Here is a 19,035-nt window from a genome sequence, read left to right as displayed (position 1 = left end):
CTCAGGCAGTGCAGGTCAGAGGGCGTCGGGCGCGAGCCAGCGACAGATTGAGGCGACGCAGCAGGTTGTCCGGCGTTTCATTGAGTGCCATGACGACCGCCACGCTGGCCGACAGGTGAATGCGTTCGCCCTGTTGGCGGGTCTTGTGCGCCAGACTGGCGACCGCCTGCTGCAACTCCAGCGCCAGCAGCTTTGCCTGGCTTTCTCCGGTGTTGGGCAACAACACCACGAAACGGTCGCCAGCCAGACGGCAGAGCAGGTCCTGACGGCGCAGATTGAGCACCAGCAAGTGGCTGAGCGCCGACAGCACCTCATCGCCTTCGGCATGCCCGAAGGCATTGTTGATCGCGCTAAAACCATCCACGTCCAGCGCCAGCAGCGACAGCGGCTGCTGTTGGCAGACACTCTGTTCCAGGCTGACCACCAGTTGGCGCTTCAGGTAGTCGGCGCTGCCCAGCGGGGTGAGTTTGTCGTACAACCGGTGCTCCCGGAAGCCGCGCTCGCGTTTTTCCATTTGTGCGCTGATTGCCAGTTGTTCGCGATGCCAGTGGTAGATGCCCAGGGTCAACAGAATCAGGCCGACCGGCATCGGGCCGGATTCCAGCCAGTGATCCCATTCGATCGCGGCGGGCAGGCGGATGAATTCGTCGAGCGCGTCGATCCACCACGAGAAGAACACGCAACTCAGGCCGATCGACAGGTAATTGGTCACCCGGCCGGCCGGTCTGCTCTTGAACACCAGAAACAGCCAGACCAGCGACAGCAGGGCTGAGCCACCTTCACCGACGATGTCCAGCCACTGCCATTCGCTGACATGTTTGAGCGTGCCGAATGCCAGAAACGCCAGCAGGCCGAGATTGGAGGCGACCATCAGCACGGCGAGTTTCCAGCGATGAGGTTGGATGATCCTGAACATGAACAGACGGCTCCCGAAGTGCTGATTATCGGCCAGCAGAACAGATGCACATGACACTTCGGTGACGGGTAACGCGGACCGCGAAAGGTCGAATCAGCTCACGTGTGTTGTAGGTTTTTGCTTCGCATCTGACGTGTAAGCCACCTCTGATCAGCGCCAGGACTCAGCCGTCACTTACGTCGCACTCTGCGTCGTCAGTGTCATTGCTGCGTTGGCAGCGGTTGCGGGTAACGCATGAGGTTGTGTCGTATCAGAGTTGCCTGCCTGTCGGCGTTTGATTCTGGCCAGCGGCCGTGGGAGCGAGCTTGCTCGCGATCTGTCGGGAACCGACAGTAGAGTCGGTACATACAATGCGCCAGACACACCGAGCATCAGTACGGCCTACAGCTTCAGCCCCGCCTGAAAGTCAAATCAGCTCATTTACCTGCCCGATTCCCCTCAAACCCGCTGTTTTCAGCCCCTGGGCCCGTTACCTGTCACAGAACCGTCACTGCACGGCTCTAGCTTGCGCCTCCAGTTGCCGGGCCATTTGCCTGGTCTGTCGGGTTTATGGGGGAGGACTTACATGCACAGGCGTCGCAGCAGGGCCCAACTGGTCGGTTTCACACTCAGCGCGCTGGCGTTTGCCATCGGCAGCGAACGTTTGCAGGCCGCCGAAGCCGATACCACCGAGCACGTGCAAGTGGTCGGCCAGGCCGCGAGCATCGACAACGCGCTCAAGGAGCAACGCAGCTCCGACAGCATCAAGAGCGTGGTGCATGCCGACGGTGTTGCGCAGTTACCGGACCAGAACGTCGCCGAAGCGGTGCAGCGCCTGCCGGGCGTCAGCGTCGAGCGCGATCAGGGCGAGGGGCGCTTTGTCACCGTTCGTGGCCTGGCCCCCGACCTGAACAGCGTGACCATCAACGGCACCATGGTGCCTGCCCCGGAAAGTGATCGACGCGCCGTGGCGCTGGATGTCCTGCCCGCCGAACTGGTGCAGTCCCTGTCAGTGATCAAGACCCTGACCCCGGACATGGACGCCAATTCGCTGGGTGGCACCATCGATGTCGAGAGCCTCTCGGCCTTCGACCACAAGGGCCTGTTCTACACCGGCAGCAGCGAGGCCAGCTACGACAAGAACACGCGTCAGACCAGTCCCAAGTTTTCCGGCGCGGCGAGCAATCGTTTCAGCCTCGGCGACGGCATCGACAACTTCGGCGTGGCAGCAGCGCTGAGCTGGCAGAAGCGTGACTTCGGCTCCGACAACGTCGAAACCGGCGGTGACTGGGATGGCGCGCGGCTGCAATCATTCGAACAGCGCGACTACGACATCAGTCGCGAGCGCGCCGGTGGCGGCCTGAACTTCGATTACCGGCCCGATGACGTCAGCAAGTATTACCTGCGCACCCTGTACAGCCGCTTCAAGGACGACGAAGTCCGCACCACCAACGGTTTCGAGTTTGCCGATGCGCAAAGCGCAGGGCAGACGGGCGATGCCGAAGGCACGCGCAAGCTCAAGGCGCGTACTGAAACCCAGGAAATCCAGTCCTACGTGTTCGGTGGCGAGCGCATGGTCGGCCTGTGGACCCTCAGCGGCCAGGCCGGTTACAGCGAATCCAGCGAGGACAGCCCTGGCCATATCGCAGGCGCCACGTTCGTCGGCAACGATGACTTTGCCGACACCGGTTTCTACGACCGCGACAAGCCGCGGCCGATTGTCGGCTCCTCGTTCTACGACAACTCGAACTTCACCCTGGACAAGGTCGACTGGGAAAAGCAGTACACCAAGGACACCGAGAAAAACCTGCGTCTTGACCTGGCCCGTGATTACGATTTCAAGGGCTATGCCTCGCAGTTCAAGTTTGGTGGCAAGGTCAGCCGTCGCGACAAGAGCAATGACCTGGAAGTCTGGAAATACGAGGATTTCGATGACCTGGGCTTCAGCGACCAGCAACTCAACCTGACGCAGTTCCAGAAAGGCAACATCGACTACCGGCTGGGCAACTTCGGCAGCGGCATCAGCCCCGGTGCGATCAAGGGGCTGATCGGTGGCCTCAACGCTGCTGACGCCTACGACGAGGCCGAAAGCCGCGCCAATGACTTCAAGATCAACGAAGACATCAACGCCGGTTACTTCATGAATACCCTGGATGTCGACAAGTGGCGCTTCATCGCCGGCCTGCGCTACGAAGGCACGGAAATGGACGCCAAGGGCACTGGTGTGCGTGATGGCGCGTTCGAGTCCAGTACCACCAGCCGTCGCTATCATCACTGGCTGCCGGGCCTGCATGCCCGTTATCAGATCGACAAGAGTACCCAACTGCGTGCTGCATGGACCAAAACCGTGGTACGTCCCACGTTCGGACAACTGGCACCGGGTTTTGTGATCGATGATGACGAAGCGTCTTTCGGTAACCCGAATCTCAAGCCGCTGGAGTCAAGCAACCTGGACCTGGGCATCGAACACTTCATGGGCCGCGCAGGCACGGTGTCGGCGTTCGTGTTCTACAAGGACATCCAGAATTTCGTCTACAACACCGACCTGGCCGGCACCGGGCAGTGGGCGAACTTCTCCGAGGCCAACACCTTTGCCAATGGCGACAAGGCCAAGCTGTATGGCCTGGAGCTGGCCTACTCGCAGAAGCTCGACTGGCTGCCTGCGCCATGGAACGGTCTGCTGCTGGGCGCCAATGCCACGTTGAGCCGCTCGGATGCCAGCATCAACGGTTTCGACCAGAGCACCGGCAGCAATCGCAAACGCGATATCGACCTGCCCAGCCAGTCGAAAACCGTCGGTAACGTCATGCTCGGCTGGGAGAACGACAAGCTCAGTCTGCGTCTGTCCGCCAACTACAAGTCGGCCTACCTCTACGAGCTGGCGGCGATCGGCGACAAGGACCATGACCAGTATGTGGACGCGCAGACCTTCGTTGATTTCAGCGCGCGCTATTCACTGACGAAGAACCTCAAGGTCAGCTTCGAGGCGCAGAACCTTACCGATCAGCCGTACTTCGTCTACAGCGGCCATCGTGCCTACAACGGCCAGTACGAAGAGTACGGCCCGACTTACAAGGTCGGCCTGACCTTCACCCATTTCTGATCGATCTGAAGCGCTCATTCAAAGGATTCAACCGTTCATGATGATTTCGCTATTACCCAAGCCAGTGTGCCTGGCGCTCTTGCTTTGCCTGACGGCCGGGGCTGCGCAGGCCTCGTCGCCGATGGATCTGAACCTGACGCGCTGGGCTGAAAACGCCTCGTTCAAGGCTCAGTCTGTCGCCTTCTTGCCGGACAGTGACGGCAGTCGGCGTCTGGCCACGAGCATCAAGGCCGGCCTGTTGCTGCTGGATGAGCAGGGCCGCGAACTGGCAAGCATGCCCGGTTCATTTCAAGGGCTCGACAGCCGCTCAACGGGCGAGAGCGTCTTGCTCGCGACGCTGGACAACGCACGTCAACAGGCACTGCTGACCCAGCTGGACCCGGCGAAGATGCACTGGTCGAAGCCGGTCTACCTACCGGCACGCGACTATTCAGTGGCCGGCCTGTGTCTGTATCGCGATGACGCCAGCAACCTGTTTGTATTTTTGGTGGGCGAAGAGGGCAAGGGCGAGCAATGGCTGATTGGTGCGAACAACCGGCTCAATGGCGAGCCGCGCCTGGTGCGCAATCTGCCGCTGCCTCCCAACGCCGAGTTTTGTCAGGTCGACGATGCCGCGCACAGGTTGTTCGTCAATGAAGCGAACATCGGCTGGTGGGCTTACCCGGCGCATCCCGAGGCCGATGTCGCCCGGCAGCCGGTGGCGCTGCGCGAGCCGTTTGGCGAGCTGAAACAGGCCGCTGGGGCAATGGCTGTTGTGCCTGGCGGTCTGCTGGCGCTGGACCCGAAGGGCAAGTCGTTGCATCTCTATCAGCAGCAGGATGATCAACAGCAGGCAGCCTGGGTGCCGGTGGCCGATCTGTCATTGATGAACCTGAAGAAGCCCGAAGGTCTCTCGGTGCATGAGAACAAGGGTGGTTTGCAGGTGCTGGTCAACGACAAGGACGGTGAGCGTCTGTATCAGGGGGCGCTGAACTGGACGCCCAAACCGGTCGCGGTTGCTGCGCCGCTGCCGAGTGTCATGCCGGCCATCCAGAGCCAGTCGGTCGGGCGTCAGGGTGACGCCGCCGACGACCCGGCGATCTGGGTCAACTCGAAAAATCCGGCACTCAGCCGGGTGCTGGGTACCAACAAGAAGCAGGGTCTGCTGGCTTACGACCTGAGCGGCAAGCAGTTACAGGAGCTGCCGGTCGGGCGTTTGAACAATGTCGATGTGCGCCCCGGTTTCATGCTGGGCAACAAGAACGTCGACCTGGCCGTGGCGAGTAATCGCGATCGCAACAGCCTGAGCCTGTTCAGCATCGACCGCGCCAGCGGCACGCTTCACGAGGCGGGGGAAATCGCCACGCCATTGGCGGAAATCTACGGCGTCTGCCTGTTCAAGCCTGCCAGTGGCGAGCTGTATGCCTTCGCCAACGGCAAGGACGGCAGCTTTCTCCAATACCGGCTCAGCGCCCCGGACGGCAAGGCCAAAGGCGAGCTGGTACGCCGCTTCAAGGTCGACACCCAACCGGAAGGCTGCGTGGCCGATGACCAGCGTCAGCGCCTGTTTCTCGGTGAAGAAGACGTAGGTGTCTGGGAAGTCGATGCGCGGGCGGATCAGCCTGCAACGCTGTCCAGCGTGATCAAGGTGGGTGAAGTGGTGCACGCCGATGTCGAGGGGCTGGCGCTGTACCAGAGCGATGGCCATGACTATCTGCTGATTTCCAGTCAGGGCAACGACAGCTATGTGGTGGTGGATGCCGAGCCGCCTTATGCACTGCGCGGCGCCTTTCGGGTCGGCCTGAACGCGAAGGCGGGGATTGACGGCACCTCGGAAACCGACGGCATCGAAGTGACCGCCATGAACCTCGGCGGCCCCTGGAGCAAAGGCATGCTGGTGGTTCAGGACGGGCGCAAGCGCATGCCCGAGCAGGCGCAGAACTTCAAGTTCATGCCGTGGGCGGAGGTCATGAAGACCTTGAAGCTGCCGTAAGTCGTTTGTCATCAAGCGGTGCTAATCATTCGTTCCATTACAGAGGACTACCCCGATGCACGCCACTCTCGAACACATGACCATCTGGGGCCTGATCAGCGATGCCAGCCTGCTGGTCAAGGCCGTGATGCTGATTTTGCTGCTCGCCTCGCTGGTCAGCTGGTACCTGATCATTCAGCGCAGTCTTGTCCTGCGTCATTACGAGCGCTCACTGGATGCCTTCCAGCAACGCTTTCGCAGTGCCGCCGACGTGGCACCGCTGCAGGCGCAGGCATCCTCTGCGCAGCGTGATGCGACTGGGATCGAGGACGTATTTCAGGCGGGTTACGCCGAATACATGCAGCTCAAGCAGCGGCCGGGTATCGAGCCTGATGTGGTGCTCTCCGGCGTCGAGCGCTCGCTGCAGGTCGCCATCAGCGAGCAAGAGCTGCAATTGGAAAAAGGCCTGCAGTTTCTCGCCACGGTAGGCTCGGTCAGCCCGTATATCGGCCTGTTTGGCACGGTGTGGGGGATCATGAATTCCTTCATCGGCCTGTCGCAGGTGCAGCAGGCCACACTATCGACGGTCGCGCCGGGTATTGCCGAAGCGCTGATCGCCACCGCCATCGGGCTGTTCGCGGCCATTCCGGCGGTGATCGCCTACAACCGCTTTGCCGCCCGTGGCCAGACCCTCACGGCACGCTACTACAGCTTCGGCAACGAACTGCAGGTGCGCCTGAATCGCACTCTGCAAGGCCTGACACGCAACATGGCCGCTGCTGCCTGAGGACTTGTCATGCTGGTCAAACCGCAACGCAAACATGGCCCGAAGGCCGAAATGAATGTCGTGCCTTACATCGACGTAATGCTGGTGCTGCTGGTGATTTTCATGGTGACGGCGCCGATGCTCACCCAGGGCGTGAAAATCGAGTTACCCAAAGTGGCCAGCGAAGCGCTCGTCACCGACACCCGGCAGCGCATCGTGACGTTGTCCGTCAAGGCGCAGGGCGGCTACTACTGGAACCTGGGCGATACCGTCGACACTCAGGCGCAGACCGATCAGGCCGCGAGCCTGGAAGACATGCAGGCGCGCATTGCCCAACTGGTGGCCGAGCGCAACGACATGCAAGTGTTCATCCGTGCGGATGACAAAGCCGATTACGGTCGTGTGGTTGCTGCCATGGCGGCCCTGCAACGCAGTGGCGTGACGCAACTGGGGCTGGTGACCGAGGCGCCGCAATGAACACCCTGACCCTCGACTATCAGCCGCCGCGCCGCGAATGGGGGAACCGGCCCTGGCTGCGCCGCAATGGCCTCGCGGCGGCGGTCGCGCTGGCGTTGCATGGCGCTTTGCTGAGCGGTCTGATGCTCGGCTGGAACGCCTGGGAAAAACCGCCCGAACCGGTCAGAACCCTGACCACCCAATTACTGATTCTGCCGCCAACGCCCGCGCCTGAGCCGGTTCCAGTGGCAGCGGCACCGGTAAGCGAACCCGTGCAGATGCCGCCACCCCCTGCACCGGCATCGTTGCCGGTCAGCAAACCGCTCGAAGCTGCGAAACCGCAGACAGAGCCGCAACGTCAACCCGACCAGGCTGCAGTGGCCCGCAAGCGCGTCGAAGAGCAAAAGCGCGAGCGCGAGCAACTGCAGAATGCCCAACGCCTGCGCGAGGCCGAGCAGCGCAGGCAGCAGGAACAGCAATTGGCCGAACAGCAACGTCAGCAAATCGAGCAGCAGCGTCAGGCTGAGCAGGCACGCCAGTCCGCCGAGCGTGCCCGCCAGGCGCAGCACTCATCACAGCAGCAGACTGCCGCTGCCGACAGCAGCCAGTACCAGCCGCTGAGCAAGGAGGCCCCGGACTATCCCGAACGGGCGCTGGACAAAGGCATCGAGGGTGATTGCACGGTGGTCTACGACGTGTCACCGCAAGGCACAGTGGTCAACCCGCAAGTGCAGGGTGCCTGCCATCCATTGTTCATCCGTCCGTCACTGGCCGCAGCGCAAACCTTTCGTTATCAGCCACGGGTTGTCGAGGGCAGGGCGGTGACCGTGCCCGGGGTGAAGAATACCTTCCACTACCGGATCAAATAGACAGCGGGCCTGACGCAAGCTGCGGCAGGCCCGCAGAGGTTTTAACTGACCTTGAAGCGCCGTACCAGCGCAATCAGGCGAGTGTTGGACTCGGAAAGGGCAGCGGTGCTGCGTTCGTTGCTGGAGCCGCCTTCGACCAGCTCTTCGACGATGTGGCGAACGGCAATGATGTTACGGCTGATTTCCTCGGACACCGCGCTTTGCTCCTCGGCCGCTGTGGCGATTTGCGTGCTCAGGTCGTTGATCTGCAGAACCGAGCGAGTCATGTCGTCCAGGCCGCTTGTTACGGCAGTGGTTTTGCCCGCCGTGGTCTGGCAGCTCTGACGGGTTTTTTCCATCGCGGCTACTGCGGCGCTGACGCCTTGTTGCAGGCTGCCGAGCATTTCGTTGATCTCCGACGTGCTGGCCTGGGTACGAGCGGCGAGGGCGCGCACCTCGTCGGCCACGACCGCGAAGCCACGACCCTGTTCGCCGGCGCGCGCTGCTTCAATGGCGGCGTTAAGCGCGAGCAGGTTGGTCTGCCCTGCGATTTCGCCAATCACCGCCAGCACCGCGTTGATGCGCTTGGCGTCCTGCTCCATCGACTGCACTTTGCTGGTGGCCGAATCGACCTCGCTGATCAGTGCATTTACGCTGTCAGAAGAGTCTGCAACGACGGTTTTCGATACCTGCGCGTTCTCGTTGGCCGACTGCGTGAAGCTTGCGGTCTGCGCCGCGCTGCGGGCCACTTCGTCCGCGGTGGAGGACATCTCGGTGATCGCAGTAACGGCCTGATCGGTTTCGTTGGCGTGACGGATCAGAATGGCATTGGTAACGCCCGCCTGACTGCGAAGTTGTTCGATACCGCTGGCAATCTCGCTGGTGGAACTGCTGACGTCGAGCATCATGCGTTGCAGGTAGGCAATGAAGTTGTTGACCGACTCACCCACCTGATCTACTTCATCGTGCCCTTTGACAGCAATGCGCCGGGTGAGATCGGCATCACCGGCCGACAGCGTGTCGATGTTGGTTTTGAGCACGCCCAGACGGTTCATCAGCGTGCGCAACGCAACGATCATCAGCACCAGCAGCACCAGAACCATCGGGATCTGCAGCCAGGCCAAGGTCTTGAGGACGGTTTCGCTCTGGCTTTTCAGCAGGTCGGTGTTTTGCGAAACGGCCAGCAACCAGGGCGTTCCAGCAACCGGCATCAGAAACAGCGTTGATTCTTCGCCATCGCTGTTCTGGTAGGTCAGACGCGAGGTGCCAGAACCTTTGACGGCGAGTGCCGACTTGATTCCATTAATGAACGGCGATTGCGCCGCCAGTTCGGAGACATTGCGCAGCACGATCTTGTCGCTGCTGCCCGGCACGTTGGACAGAATCTTGCCATCGGCCTCGATGATCATGATCCGGCCATGGACTTCCTGCTCTTTGGCTTCAACCAGCTTGTTGAAGAAGCCCAGCGTCACGTCGATGGTCGACACGCCCCACGGCTGGCCGTCCTTGGTGATGGCCATGGCGCAGTTGGTGCGCGGTTCCGGGCTGGCGGCATCCTGATAGGCGGGCGCCCAGGCGCATTGGCCAGCAGGGGAGTTCAAGCCGCCTTTGTGCCAGCCCTGTTCGAAATAGTTGAGCGACTCAGGCGAGTTCCAATGGGTGTTGACGATCAACTTGCCCGACGCATCGCGATGGTAAAAGGTGCTGTGCTTGGCACGACCGGGCGTGCGCACGTTCGGCAAAGGCCAGATCCCGCCGCCGAATACCTTGGCTTCGCCGTACTGGTTGACCATGAACGGCAGCAGGCGGTCGATATCGTCACTGGACAGCTGCGGCACCAGCTCGGTGATCACCCGCGCCTGCGCCTGTACGCGGGCCAACTCGGTCTTGATCTCATTGCTGATGTCTGCCGCCTTTGCGGTCAGCATGTTTTCATCGTTGGCGGTAAGCCTGGGGGACACGAACTGACCGATGCCATAAACCGTCAGAACAATGACCAGCGCCATGAATCCTACGAAGGTTGCGGTGTAGCGAGCTTGTACTGTCTTGAGCGAGGCCATTTTTTTGTTATACCTGATCCGTAGGAAAGGAATTACCTGACTCAGATGTCGACCGGGATAGATGTTTCTTGATGTGACAGAAGTGCCAACTTCAGTACGATCAGCTGCGTCCCGTGTCGCGTAAGGCGCTAGAGGTACTCTCCCGTGGGTGCATCAGGAACAACCGATATCGCGTAAGCCGCACGCAGAAAATTTTTCAGCCCCTCGCTTGACTTCCTTTTCCTAATCAGTAACATAGCGCTCATTCCGCGATAGCTCAGTTGGTAGAGCAAGTGACTGTTAATCACTGGGTCCCTGGTTCGAGTCCAGGTCGTGGAGCCAGACAAGGTTTCAGAGAAGACTTTAAAAATCTTTGAAACACCGAAAACCCGCCTTCTGGCGGGTTTTTTCGTTTTGGCGCCGAGCGCTGGCAACGCGACAATTCATGGACTTGGCTGAGAAAACACCTTGAGTAGTTTTTAAATCGCCTCCAGTACCAGAAATGAATCTTACGTCTGCACCGAACGCGTCGTTGATCCGCTCGCATCGGAGGACTGCGCTTTAGACCTGCGCTTGTAATCCGCAGGCGTCATCCCGGTAAGTTGAATGAAAGCCCGTCGGAACGAGGTATCCTCGTTGTAGCCGCACTTGAGTGCCACTTGTTTAATGCTGGCTCCCGGTGTCTGGAGGAGGACGCAAGCCGTTTCTATCCTCACTCGGGTAATGAGCTCTTTAGGCGACTCATTGGTTAATTTCTTGAATCGTCGATGCATTGTCCGCTCGCTCAGATTCAACATTTTGGCGAGCTCTTCAGCCGTCAGCCCGGGTCTGGCATGGCGAATGATTTGCTCGGTTTCCAGAAGCAGCGGATCAGCACTATTTATAAAACCGCGGGGTGCATAAACCAGTTGAGGCAGTGGCAAGCTGTCGGTCACAGAAATATCTGCGGTCAACCTGGCGACATCGGCACCGGCCAGGCACCTGATCACGTAGAGGGCTAGATCAATCCAGGACAACGGCCCTCCAGTGGTAATGATGCCGTCTTGCTGCTCCACCGCAGCGCCCCACACGGGCTGAGCCTTTGGAAATCGTTTTTTGAAAGCGTGATGCAGCCACCAGGTAGTGGTGCAACGTCTGTTGTCGAGCAGCCCAGCCTCTCCCAGAACAAACGTACCCGCGCACGCCCCACAGACCAGTACGCCTTGTTGGTGGTTCACTTTGAGCCAATCCGCCGCGCGTTTGAGGGAGTCGGACGTGGGCGGCAATTTATCCGGGCCCAAGGCCATGCCGGTAACGAGGACTGCATCAAAAGACCCCGCGGTGTAAAAGTCTGCATCAACGGGAATCAGTCTGCCCTGAGGATCGCGCAGCGCCTTGCCATCCGAACTGACGATGATCGTCTCAAATTCAACATCGATCTTGGCCCTCATTTCCGAAGCCAACCCGGGCGGTGGTGATTTCAGCGCCTGATTGGTCATCCAGAACAAATCAGCCAGCCCAGTGATGGCGGACATCAAGCTACCTTCCACAGCAACAATCGCAATGCGCATGGCAAATCCTGCTTTGGCAATCAAGTTGGCGAGTTTTGCATGAAGTGTGGCCTATTTGTTATCTAACAGTTCCAGTTGGGCCTGCTTAAGCTGTGCACAGTCATTTGCAACGGCGCTCCGACATGAAACTGCCGCTCCACACGAACTCCATGCGTCAAGAAGAGAAACGTCCCAGTCAACTGAGCTGGCTGAGCCGGCTTGGCCTGGCCTTGGGTTTATCGCTGTTGTTCTCCAGTGGCCCGGCCATGGCTGCGTTGCCTAACGGCACTGTGCGCAACATCGTGCTGGTACATGGCGCATTTGCCGATGGCTCGAACTGGTCGTCGGTGATTAAGCAACTGACCGCCATGGGCTATTACGTCACCGCAGTGCAGAACCCGATGACCTCATTGCAAGATGACGTTTTGGCAACGCAGCGCGTGCTTCGCCGACAAAAAGGCGACGTGCTCCTGGTAGGGCACTCATGGGCTGGCACCGTGATAACACAGGCCGGTAACGCCTCCAATGTGAAGGGCCTGGTCTATCTCTCCGCTCTGGTGCCCGACAGCGGTGAATCAGCAGCGGGCCTCCTGCAGCGACTGAATGCACCTATGACTGGCCTGACACCCGATGAGGAGGGTTGGCTTTGGCTGGACGATCCCGCGCAGTTTCATCTCGTCATGGCGGCGGACTTGCCGATGAAAAAAGCGCAGTTGCTTGCATCAGTCCAACAGCCTATCGCAGCAGCCTGTTTCGCGGAGAAGATCCAGCACGCGGCGTGGCACGACAAGCCAAGCTGGTACTTGCAAACAACGGATGACAAGGCGCTTTTACCGTCGGTACAGCGGGCTATCGCGAAACAGATTGGAGCGCAGACCTTATCAATTCGATCCAGCCATCTGTCACTAGTTTCTCATCCCGATACGGTAGCCAAGTTCATTGATCACGCCGCCAGAGAAGCCGGACGATGAAAAGTGTTCACGGCTTTTTTGACAACAACCATTACTTATCTCAAGGGCCTCAAGCATGAAAATACTGCATATTGACTCAAGCATAATGGGCAGCAACTCCATAACCCGTGCACTTTCCTCGACCCTTGTTGCACACATTCAAGGCAGCCACCGCGAGGCTCATGTGAAGTACCGAGACCTGGTCGATGATGAGTTGAAGCATCTCACGGGTCCTATTGCAGCAGGGTTCCGGCAAACCGGGATCAATGATTTTCCGGAGGCCATTCTGCAGGAGCATCAACTGTCAGAAATCCTGGTTATGGAGTTCCTGGCGAGCGATGTGCTGGTTATCGGTGCTCCTATGTACAATTTCAGCGTATCGAGCCAGCTAAAGGCCTGGCTGGACAGGATCGCTCAGGTCGGACGAACTTTTAAATACACAGAACATGGCCCTGTAGGTTTGTCCGGCGGCAAACGCGTCATCGTGGTCTCGGCTCGTGGGGGATTCTACGCGGACGGACCACTGCAAAAAATGGACTTCCAGGAAAGCTATCTCAGGGCATTTTTTGGTTTTCTGGGAATTAGCGATGTCCACTTCATCCGCGCTGAGGGCGTTTCCAGAGGCCAACCAGTACGAGATCAGGGCGTTGAAAAAGCAACCGCTGCAATGTCCGCTGTCATTGCAGGGTTGTCAGTCCCTGCTCAATAACTCACCCAGTCTGGAGGCTTGATTTTATGCTATTTGCTATCAAACTTACTTACCTTCGTCCTGCTGAGGAAGTCAACGCTCATCTGGACGCCCACAAAGCGTGGCTGGTCAACTATATACAGTCCGGAACTGTACTGTTTGCCGGCCCTCTCGCCGATGGGAACGGGGGCTTCATCCTTGCGCACGGTGAACACATCGCGGACATTCAACGAATGGTCGCCGAAGATCCGTTCGATGTTCACCGGTTGGCGACTTTCGATATCCTGAGTTGTAATCCTGCAGTGCGCTCTGCCGATTTCGCAGCCCATTGGGCCAGCGGAGCCAAGTACATAGACCGTGTTTAGCGCGTTGTTTTTCGCATAAGCGTTTGTGATTTTTGGGTGCCTATACTTCTATTCAAGTCCAGCTCGTGGAGCCAGACAGTATTTCAACGCTGCCGGGCAATGCCATTGAACAAGAAAAAACCCGCCTTTATGGCGGGTTTTTCGTTCTTGATGACCGTCAGCCAGCCCGGGCCGCCCGCCTGGGAGTGAGTGAACAGAATGCCGGGGCCGATCTTGTCGAATATTGCCGATACCCCGTCAGAGATGACGTTCATATCGAATGGCCCGGTGTTTGGCGTCATGGCCCTGAAAAACTGCTCGCGTGTGCCGGGATCACGAGCAACCTGCACGCCATTGAAGTACTCGGGCCACAGGCCGATGCGAAACTGGTTGAACCAGAGTTGCTCGTCCGGTGTGGGTTTGAGTGTTGCCTCGACCATGCTGCGACCGGCGTCGCCGCGGCGCGGCTGATCGATCAGGTAGACGCCGAACCGGCGCCGCAGAAATATATTCTGAAAACCCTCACGGCCATCAGCGGTAGTTTCCCAGGTCCTGGAGAACTGACCTGCGCCGTGCCACATGACGATTGGCAGTTTTCGTGCGTTGACCGGCACTTGATAAAACACATAGGCATGGTCCCCGTGGTAAGTCTGGCCATCGGGCTGCATGGGTTTGCGCGGGTTGAACGTGCCCGGTGCAGTGATCATCTCGCCACCGGCGGTAAAGCTGCCTTGTTTCTGGATCGTCAGCGGCGCGCTGTTATTGCCCGGTTCGCTGGAACTCACCGCACAGGCTGCCAGCATGCCCGCCATAGCAAGCGCCAGAAGGTTTCTTGCCATGTTCATGATCAGTCCTTTGACGTTTCGAGTGCTTGTGTCAGCGCCTCGCGTGCGCGTCTGGCGATGGTTCCATCTGCCTGTTCGGCAAGTATGTTGGTCACTTCGCGCAACTGTGCAGCGCTTAAACCCACCCTCATGCTTGCCAGCATATGGGAACGCAACTGCGGCTCGGCACCCGGCGTTGCTGCCAGGGCGCCGACGGTGGCCAGCTCGCGGCTTTGCCAGTCGAGGTTGTCGCGCTCGAAGATGTCGCCGAACAGATGGGTTTGCAGGAACTGATTGATGACAGGGGCGAAGTCGAATAAAGGCCCTTTGACGGCGCCACCGGAAATGCGTGTCTGATTGGCTACTCCTGCCTCACGCAACGCCTCGCCTGTGGGGATCGCCCGGCCGGGTTCGTTTCCGGTTGCGTCCTGAATACCGCGCTGTTTGCGTGCCTCAACCGTTTTCATCAGTTCGCCCAACGCATTGAGGCTGCGTGGAAACCCGGCATAGGCGTAGAGCTGAACCAGAATCTCCTTGGCCTCACTGATGGTTAGGCCCGCGTCGAGCCCCTGATTCAGCGCCGAGTCAAGCTTTGGCATATCGCTGGTCGCCATGAACGCGGCGATCAATGGAATGGCTTGCTGCTTGCCAGACAGCGTGCCAGCCGGTGGCGTCGTTTTTGTCATGGCGGGCGCTGTCGCACGCTCCTGAGCGACAGCGGCCGTTACATTTCCCAACCCGAGGCACGCTGCCAGTAAAGCAGCCAGTGGGCGGGCTCTGCGATGAAGTACTGAGCCGAAAAGCGACGGTGTCATTGGCGCATGCCCTCGTATTCTGCGTCGGAGACCTTTTCGGCCCATGTAACAGCTTTACCTTCCAAAGCTTCTGCCAGCGCGATATGCGTGATGCCGTTGGTGGCCGTCGCTCCGTGCCAGTGGCGTACCGACGGTGGGATCCAGACGACGTCCCCGGGACGTATTTCCTGACGATGCCCACTTTCTTTTTGCACATAGCCGACACCGGCAACCACGATGAGCGTTTGCCCGAGCGGATGGGTGTGCCAGGCGGTGCGTGCGCCAGGTTCGAAGGTCACGGTGCCACCGCCAATGCGGGCTGGACTGTCTGCCTTGAAAAGGCTGTCAACACGCACTGCGCCGGTAAAGTTTTCGGCGCTGCCTTGAATGGAAGGCTGCGTGCCTCCACGGGTAATGCGGATGTCCGCGGACTGCTCGGCATGCGCCACTCCGGTGACCAACGAGAAGACAACAGGCAGGGCAATCAGGGTTTTCATCGGAATAGTTCCTGACAGGGAAGGGACGCTGCTGCGCATTGGCAGCAGCCTTGATCAATGTGCGGTCACAGACCGGTCATCTTCAGCGCCGCTTCGGGCAGGCGATCACCGAGCAGAGCGATGCGGTCTGTCTGCTCGTGAATCATGTGCAGGTCCTCCGCAGTCAGTTCCAGTTCGACGGCCCCGAGGTTTTCATCAAGACGGTGTTGTTTCGTAGTGCCGGGTATCGGGACGATCCAGGGCTTTTGGGCCAACAGCCAGGCCAGCGCCACTTGCGCAGGCGTAGCGTTCTTGCGCTGGGCAACCGCCTTGACGACGTCGACCAGCGCCATGTTGGCCTTGCGTGCGTCCTGGGAAAAGCGCGGTACGACGCTGCGAAAGTCCGAGGCATCGAACTGCGTGTGCTCGTCGATCTTTCCGGTCAGGAACCCCGCACCCAGTGGGCTGAATGGCACGAAACCGATCCCTAGTGCTTCAAGCCCAGGCAGAAGGTCCTGCTCGGGACCACGCCAGAACAGCGAGTATTCGCTCTGCACAGCTGTCACCGGCTGCACCGCATGGGCGCGGCGAACGGTATCGATACTCGCCTCGGACAGGCCAAAATGCTTGACCTTGCCCTCGGCAATCAGGTCTTTGACGGTGCCTGCGACATCTTCGATGGGGACGGCGGGGTCGACGCGGTGCTGGTAGAAAAGATCAATGCGGTCAGTGCGCAGACGCTTCAACGCCGCTTCGGCGACGGCGCGAATATGCTCAGGGCGACTGTTCGTGCCCGCGCCTCTGGCACCGCTGATCAGGTCGATATCGAAGCCGAATTTGGTGGCGACGACCACGTGATCACGAATCGGCTGCAAGGCTTCGCCCAGTAGCTCTTCGTTGCTGAACGGGCCGTAGGCTTCCGCGGTATCAAAGAAGTTGACCCCACGCTCGTGCGCGCTGCGGATCAGGCTGATCATGGCCTGCCGGTCGGCGGCCGGGCCATAGGCCGAGGTCATGCTCATACAGCCAAGCCCCAGCGCCGATACCTGAAGAGAACTGTTGCCTAAATTACGTTTTTGCATTGTGTGCCTCCCGTGGAACGAACCAGCAAAGCTCGCGGGCGAAAAAACATGGATGGGCTGTTCTCATTGACGATTTCACTGCAGCAACATCGGTCGAGAGGAAGTTATGCGAGGGAAGGCTGAGGTACTAGACGGGTAAATCGGCAAGGGTATATGAGGAAGACTAATTAATCGGCTGCTGAACGAGTTTCGAGCAGATTTCCGCGCCCATGCGCAGCATGGGCGCGATAGTCATCAGGACGTGTGTGTACAAACGTGAGCGATGAGCACGACGGCGGTAATCAATGCTCAATACGGCGAAATAGTCCCCAGCAAACCCACCGCAATCGCCAATAACAAAAAACCTATCAATGAAAGTCCGAGCTTGCCCATGAGCGTCTCCTGCTGATCGATCTGTCTGTAACGAGTCGCAGGCGCCACTCTTGGCGGTTGGCCTGCGCGTTTCAATGCGCTGCCATTATCGTGCTCGGACAGATTCTGGTACAGATTCAGAAACAGCTTAAAAATACGGATCAGTTGTCTTTGTGCAAGGCATGAAAACGCTCAGAACGACGCGATGATACGGCCCAGCATTGCCATGGCCTGCTCGCTGCGTTCGTCCCAGGGAGTGCCGTAGTTCAGGCGCGCGCAATTCTTGAAGCGCCGTGACGCGGAAAAGATCGGGCCGGGTGCCAGGCTGATGCCCTGCGCGAGTGCGAGTTGAAAGAGCTGCAGCGAATCAACCTGCTCGGGGAATTCGAACCACAGAAAGTAGCCGCCGACGGGGCGGGTGACGCGTGTCGCCGCCGGGAAATAGCGGGCGGCTGCAGCGAGCATCGCGCCTTGTTGCAGTTCGAGGGTGTCGCGCAGCTTACGCAGATGGCGGTCATAGCCGCCGTGCTTGAGGTAGTCGGCGAGCGCGGCCTGAGCGGGGACCGAAGGGGAGAGGGTGGTCATGAGCTTGAGGCGGTCAATCTGCTCGGTGTAACGCCCGCCTGCCACCCAGCCGACCCGATAGCCGGGCGCGAGGGTCTTGGAAAACGAGCTGCAGTGCATCACCAGTCCGCTGCGATCCAGGCTTTTGACCGGGTGAGGCGCCTTGGCGCCGTAATACAGTTCGGCGTACACATCGTCCTCGATCAACGGGATTTGATGCTGTTCCAGCAGGTCGTAGAGCCTGATCCTGTTTTCCTGAGTCATGCTCGCGCCCAATGGGTTCTGAAAGCTGCTCATGAACCAGCAAGCCTTGATCGGCAGGCGTGTCAGGCTGTCCTGTAGCGAATCGAGGTCCACCCCGTCACGCGGATGCACGGGGATTTCGACGGCTTTCAGCTTCAGACGCTCCAGCACTTGAAGGCAGGCATAGAACGCCGGAGCTTCGATGGCGACCAGGTCGCCGGGCTCGGTGACGCACTGCAGGCACAGGTTCAGGGCTTCCATGGCGCCATTGGTGATGACCAGTTCGTCAGCGGGCAAGCGCACGCCACTGATCATGTAGCGCAGGGCGATCTGTCGGCGCAGCTCGGGGTTTCCGGTGGTCATGTCGCTGACGATGCCCGCAGGCGTCAGCGCACGCACAGCTGAAGCCATCGACTTTGCCAGGCTCGCCAACGGATACAGGTGCGGGCTGGGAAACGCCGAGCCAAATGGCACGGTGTCCGGGTCCTTGAGCGAGCCGAGCACTGAAAAGATCAGGTCGCTGACACCCAGTTCGGTGCCTTCGCTGGCGTGTCTGATCAGTTCAGGTTCGGTCAGTGCATTGGCGGCATGCTCGCGTACGTAATACCCGGAGCGTGCGCGGGCCTGAATCAGTCCCTTGTCTTCCAGCAGGTAATAGGCCTTGAAGACCGTCGCCGGGCTGACGGACCAGGTGCGACTCGCGACGCGTACGGACGGGACTTTTTCCCCGGCGGGCAGGACGCCGCTGCGAATCATTTCCGAGATGTCGGCGGCGAATTTTTCGTAACGTTTCATAAGCGGCATCGAATGAACAAGGCTGCATCATGAGCGAAACCGGCCATAACGAACAGAGACACAACAACTGTAAAAAACAGAATCAGATGGCTTGTTCACGTGTTTCAGGGTGTTGCGTCATCCGTCACTCAGGTCGTTCGGGGAGATGACTTGCGCTTGAATCACTCAAACGGATAGGTCTATGATGCCAGCGCCTTACGACCCATCGAAGGAAATAGACGTGTCCCGTTCCAACTGGCTGCCTACGCCGCCTTAGCGCTACGCCCCCCCTCGCAACACTTGACTGCCTTCTTGCTGCAGTCGCCCGTTGCTGCGCCCGTTTTTTGGTCGCCGCCAC

Annotated in this window: 14 protein-coding genes, 1 tRNA gene and 3 pseudogenes; 9 read left to right on the top strand and 9 right to left on the bottom strand. The window is 59.4% G+C overall.

What is annotated here, in order from left to right; translation table 11 throughout:
• Position 1 precedes the first annotated feature (1 nt).
• Positions 2–916 carry a GGDEF domain-containing protein gene (locus BLR16_RS03790; protein WP_003411459.1) on the bottom strand — a complete coding sequence of 305 codons (915 nt, stop codon included), beginning with the start codon at positions 914–916 and terminating at the stop codon, positions 2–4.
• 565 nt (positions 917–1,481) lie between these two features.
• Between BLR16_RS03790 and BLR16_RS03785 the strand changes: the two genes are divergently transcribed.
• Genes BLR16_RS03785 through BLR16_RS03765 form a run of 5 tightly spaced genes read left to right on the top strand, consistent with a single transcriptional unit; the run spans position 1,482 to position 8,040 of the window.
• On the top strand, positions 1,482–3,998 hold the full coding sequence (locus tag BLR16_RS03785) for a TonB-dependent receptor (protein WP_003435893.1): 2,517 nt from the start codon (positions 1,482–1,484) through the stop codon (positions 3,996–3,998).
• A 37-nt stretch (positions 3,999–4,035) separates the two neighbouring features.
• Positions 4,036–5,970 carry a phytase gene (locus BLR16_RS03780; RefSeq protein WP_074806034.1) on the top strand — a complete coding sequence of 645 codons (1,935 nt, stop codon included), beginning with the start codon at positions 4,036–4,038 and terminating at the stop codon, positions 5,968–5,970.
• A 55-nt stretch (positions 5,971–6,025) separates the two neighbouring features.
• A complete protein-coding gene (gene tolQ, locus BLR16_RS03775; protein WP_092194102.1) occupies positions 6,026–6,736 on the top strand; it encodes a protein TolQ in 711 nt (236 codons plus the stop codon).
• A 9-nt stretch (positions 6,737–6,745) separates the two neighbouring features.
• The gene (gene tolR, locus BLR16_RS03770) at positions 6,746–7,192 is read left to right on the top strand and encodes a protein TolR (protein ID WP_074806037.1); all 447 of its coding nucleotides are present in this window, start codon (positions 6,746–6,748) and stop codon (positions 7,190–7,192) included.
• Positions 7,189–8,040 carry an energy transducer TonB gene (locus BLR16_RS03765; RefSeq protein WP_003435888.1) on the top strand — a complete coding sequence of 284 codons (852 nt, stop codon included), beginning with the start codon at positions 7,189–7,191 and terminating at the stop codon, positions 8,038–8,040. Before tolR ends, BLR16_RS03765 begins: the two co-directional genes overlap by 4 nt.
• Before the next feature lie 41 nt (positions 8,041–8,081).
• On the opposite strand, the pseudogene BLR16_RS29200 reads toward BLR16_RS03765, so the two are convergent.
• Together BLR16_RS29200 and BLR16_RS29195 are read right to left on the bottom strand one after the other, a co-directional pair.
• Positions 8,082–8,612 (bottom strand): annotated as a pseudogene (locus BLR16_RS29200) (methyl-accepting chemotaxis protein); the annotation flags it as partial.
• A 330-nt stretch (positions 8,613–8,942) separates the two neighbouring features.
• Positions 8,943–9,812 (bottom strand): annotated as a pseudogene (locus BLR16_RS29195) (cache and HAMP domain-containing protein); the annotation flags it as partial.
• 512 nt (positions 9,813–10,324) lie between these two features.
• Between BLR16_RS29195 and BLR16_RS03755 the strand changes: the two are divergent.
• Positions 10,325–10,400, top strand: a tRNA-Asn gene (locus BLR16_RS03755).
• Between the two features lie 167 nt (positions 10,401–10,567).
• Here the strand turns inward: BLR16_RS03755 and BLR16_RS03750 are convergent.
• A complete protein-coding gene (locus BLR16_RS03750; RefSeq protein ID WP_003435886.1) occupies positions 10,568–11,608 on the bottom strand; it encodes a GlxA family transcriptional regulator in 1,041 nt (346 codons plus the stop codon).
• Between the two features lie 122 nt (positions 11,609–11,730).
• On the opposite strand from BLR16_RS03750, the gene BLR16_RS03745 reads away from it, so the two are divergent.
• The 3 genes from BLR16_RS03745 to BLR16_RS03735 are packed head-to-tail and all read left to right on the top strand — an operon-like array spanning position 11,731 to position 13,590.
• Entirely contained in the window at positions 11,731–12,558 is an 828-nt protein-coding gene (locus BLR16_RS03745; protein WP_003371992.1) for an alpha/beta hydrolase, read from the top strand.
• Between the two features lie 55 nt (positions 12,559–12,613).
• Positions 12,614–13,246: an FMN-dependent NADH-azoreductase gene (locus tag BLR16_RS03740; protein ID WP_003371994.1), complete on the top strand. Its 633-nt coding sequence runs from the start codon at positions 12,614–12,616 to the stop codon at positions 13,244–13,246.
• 26 nt (positions 13,247–13,272) lie between these two features.
• Positions 13,273–13,590, top strand: coding sequence for a YciI family protein (locus tag BLR16_RS03735; protein WP_003435885.1), 318 nt, complete (start codon positions 13,273–13,275; stop codon positions 13,588–13,590).
• A 137-nt stretch (positions 13,591–13,727) separates the two neighbouring features.
• On the opposite strand, the pseudogene BLR16_RS03730 reads toward BLR16_RS03735, so the two are convergent.
• From BLR16_RS03730 to mapR, 5 genes and pseudogenes are all read right to left on the bottom strand, one after another.
• A pseudogene (locus BLR16_RS03730) lies at positions 13,728–14,414 on the bottom strand (alpha/beta fold hydrolase); the annotation flags it as partial.
• 2 nt (positions 14,415–14,416) lie between these two features.
• Positions 14,417–15,079, bottom strand: a complete 663-nt coding sequence (locus BLR16_RS03725; protein ID WP_003372000.1) for a carboxymuconolactone decarboxylase family protein — start codon at positions 15,077–15,079, stop codon at positions 14,417–14,419.
• Between the two features lie 125 nt (positions 15,080–15,204).
• Positions 15,205–15,684 (bottom strand): (R)-mandelonitrile lyase, encoded by a 480-nt coding sequence (locus tag BLR16_RS03720; protein ID WP_080484279.1) that lies wholly within the window; start codon positions 15,682–15,684, stop codon positions 15,205–15,207.
• Between the two features lie 65 nt (positions 15,685–15,749).
• Entirely contained in the window at positions 15,750–16,745 is a 996-nt protein-coding gene (locus tag BLR16_RS03715) for an aldo/keto reductase (RefSeq protein WP_003372005.1), read from the bottom strand.
• Between the two features lie 543 nt (positions 16,746–17,288).
• Complete coding sequence (gene mapR / locus BLR16_RS03705; protein ID WP_058417309.1) at positions 17,289–18,698, bottom strand: GntR family transcriptional regulator MpaR; 1,410 nt, start codon at positions 18,696–18,698, stop codon at positions 17,289–17,291.
• Positions 18,699–19,035 lie beyond the last annotated feature (337 nt).

The organism is Pseudomonas sp. BS3767 (genome assembly GCF_900099665.1).
Classification (GTDB): Bacteria; Pseudomonadota; Gammaproteobacteria; order Pseudomonadales; family Pseudomonadaceae; genus Aquipseudomonas; species Aquipseudomonas cerasi.
The sequence above is the reverse complement of the archived record's forward strand: the minus strand, read 5'-3'. Positions and strand labels throughout refer to the sequence as shown.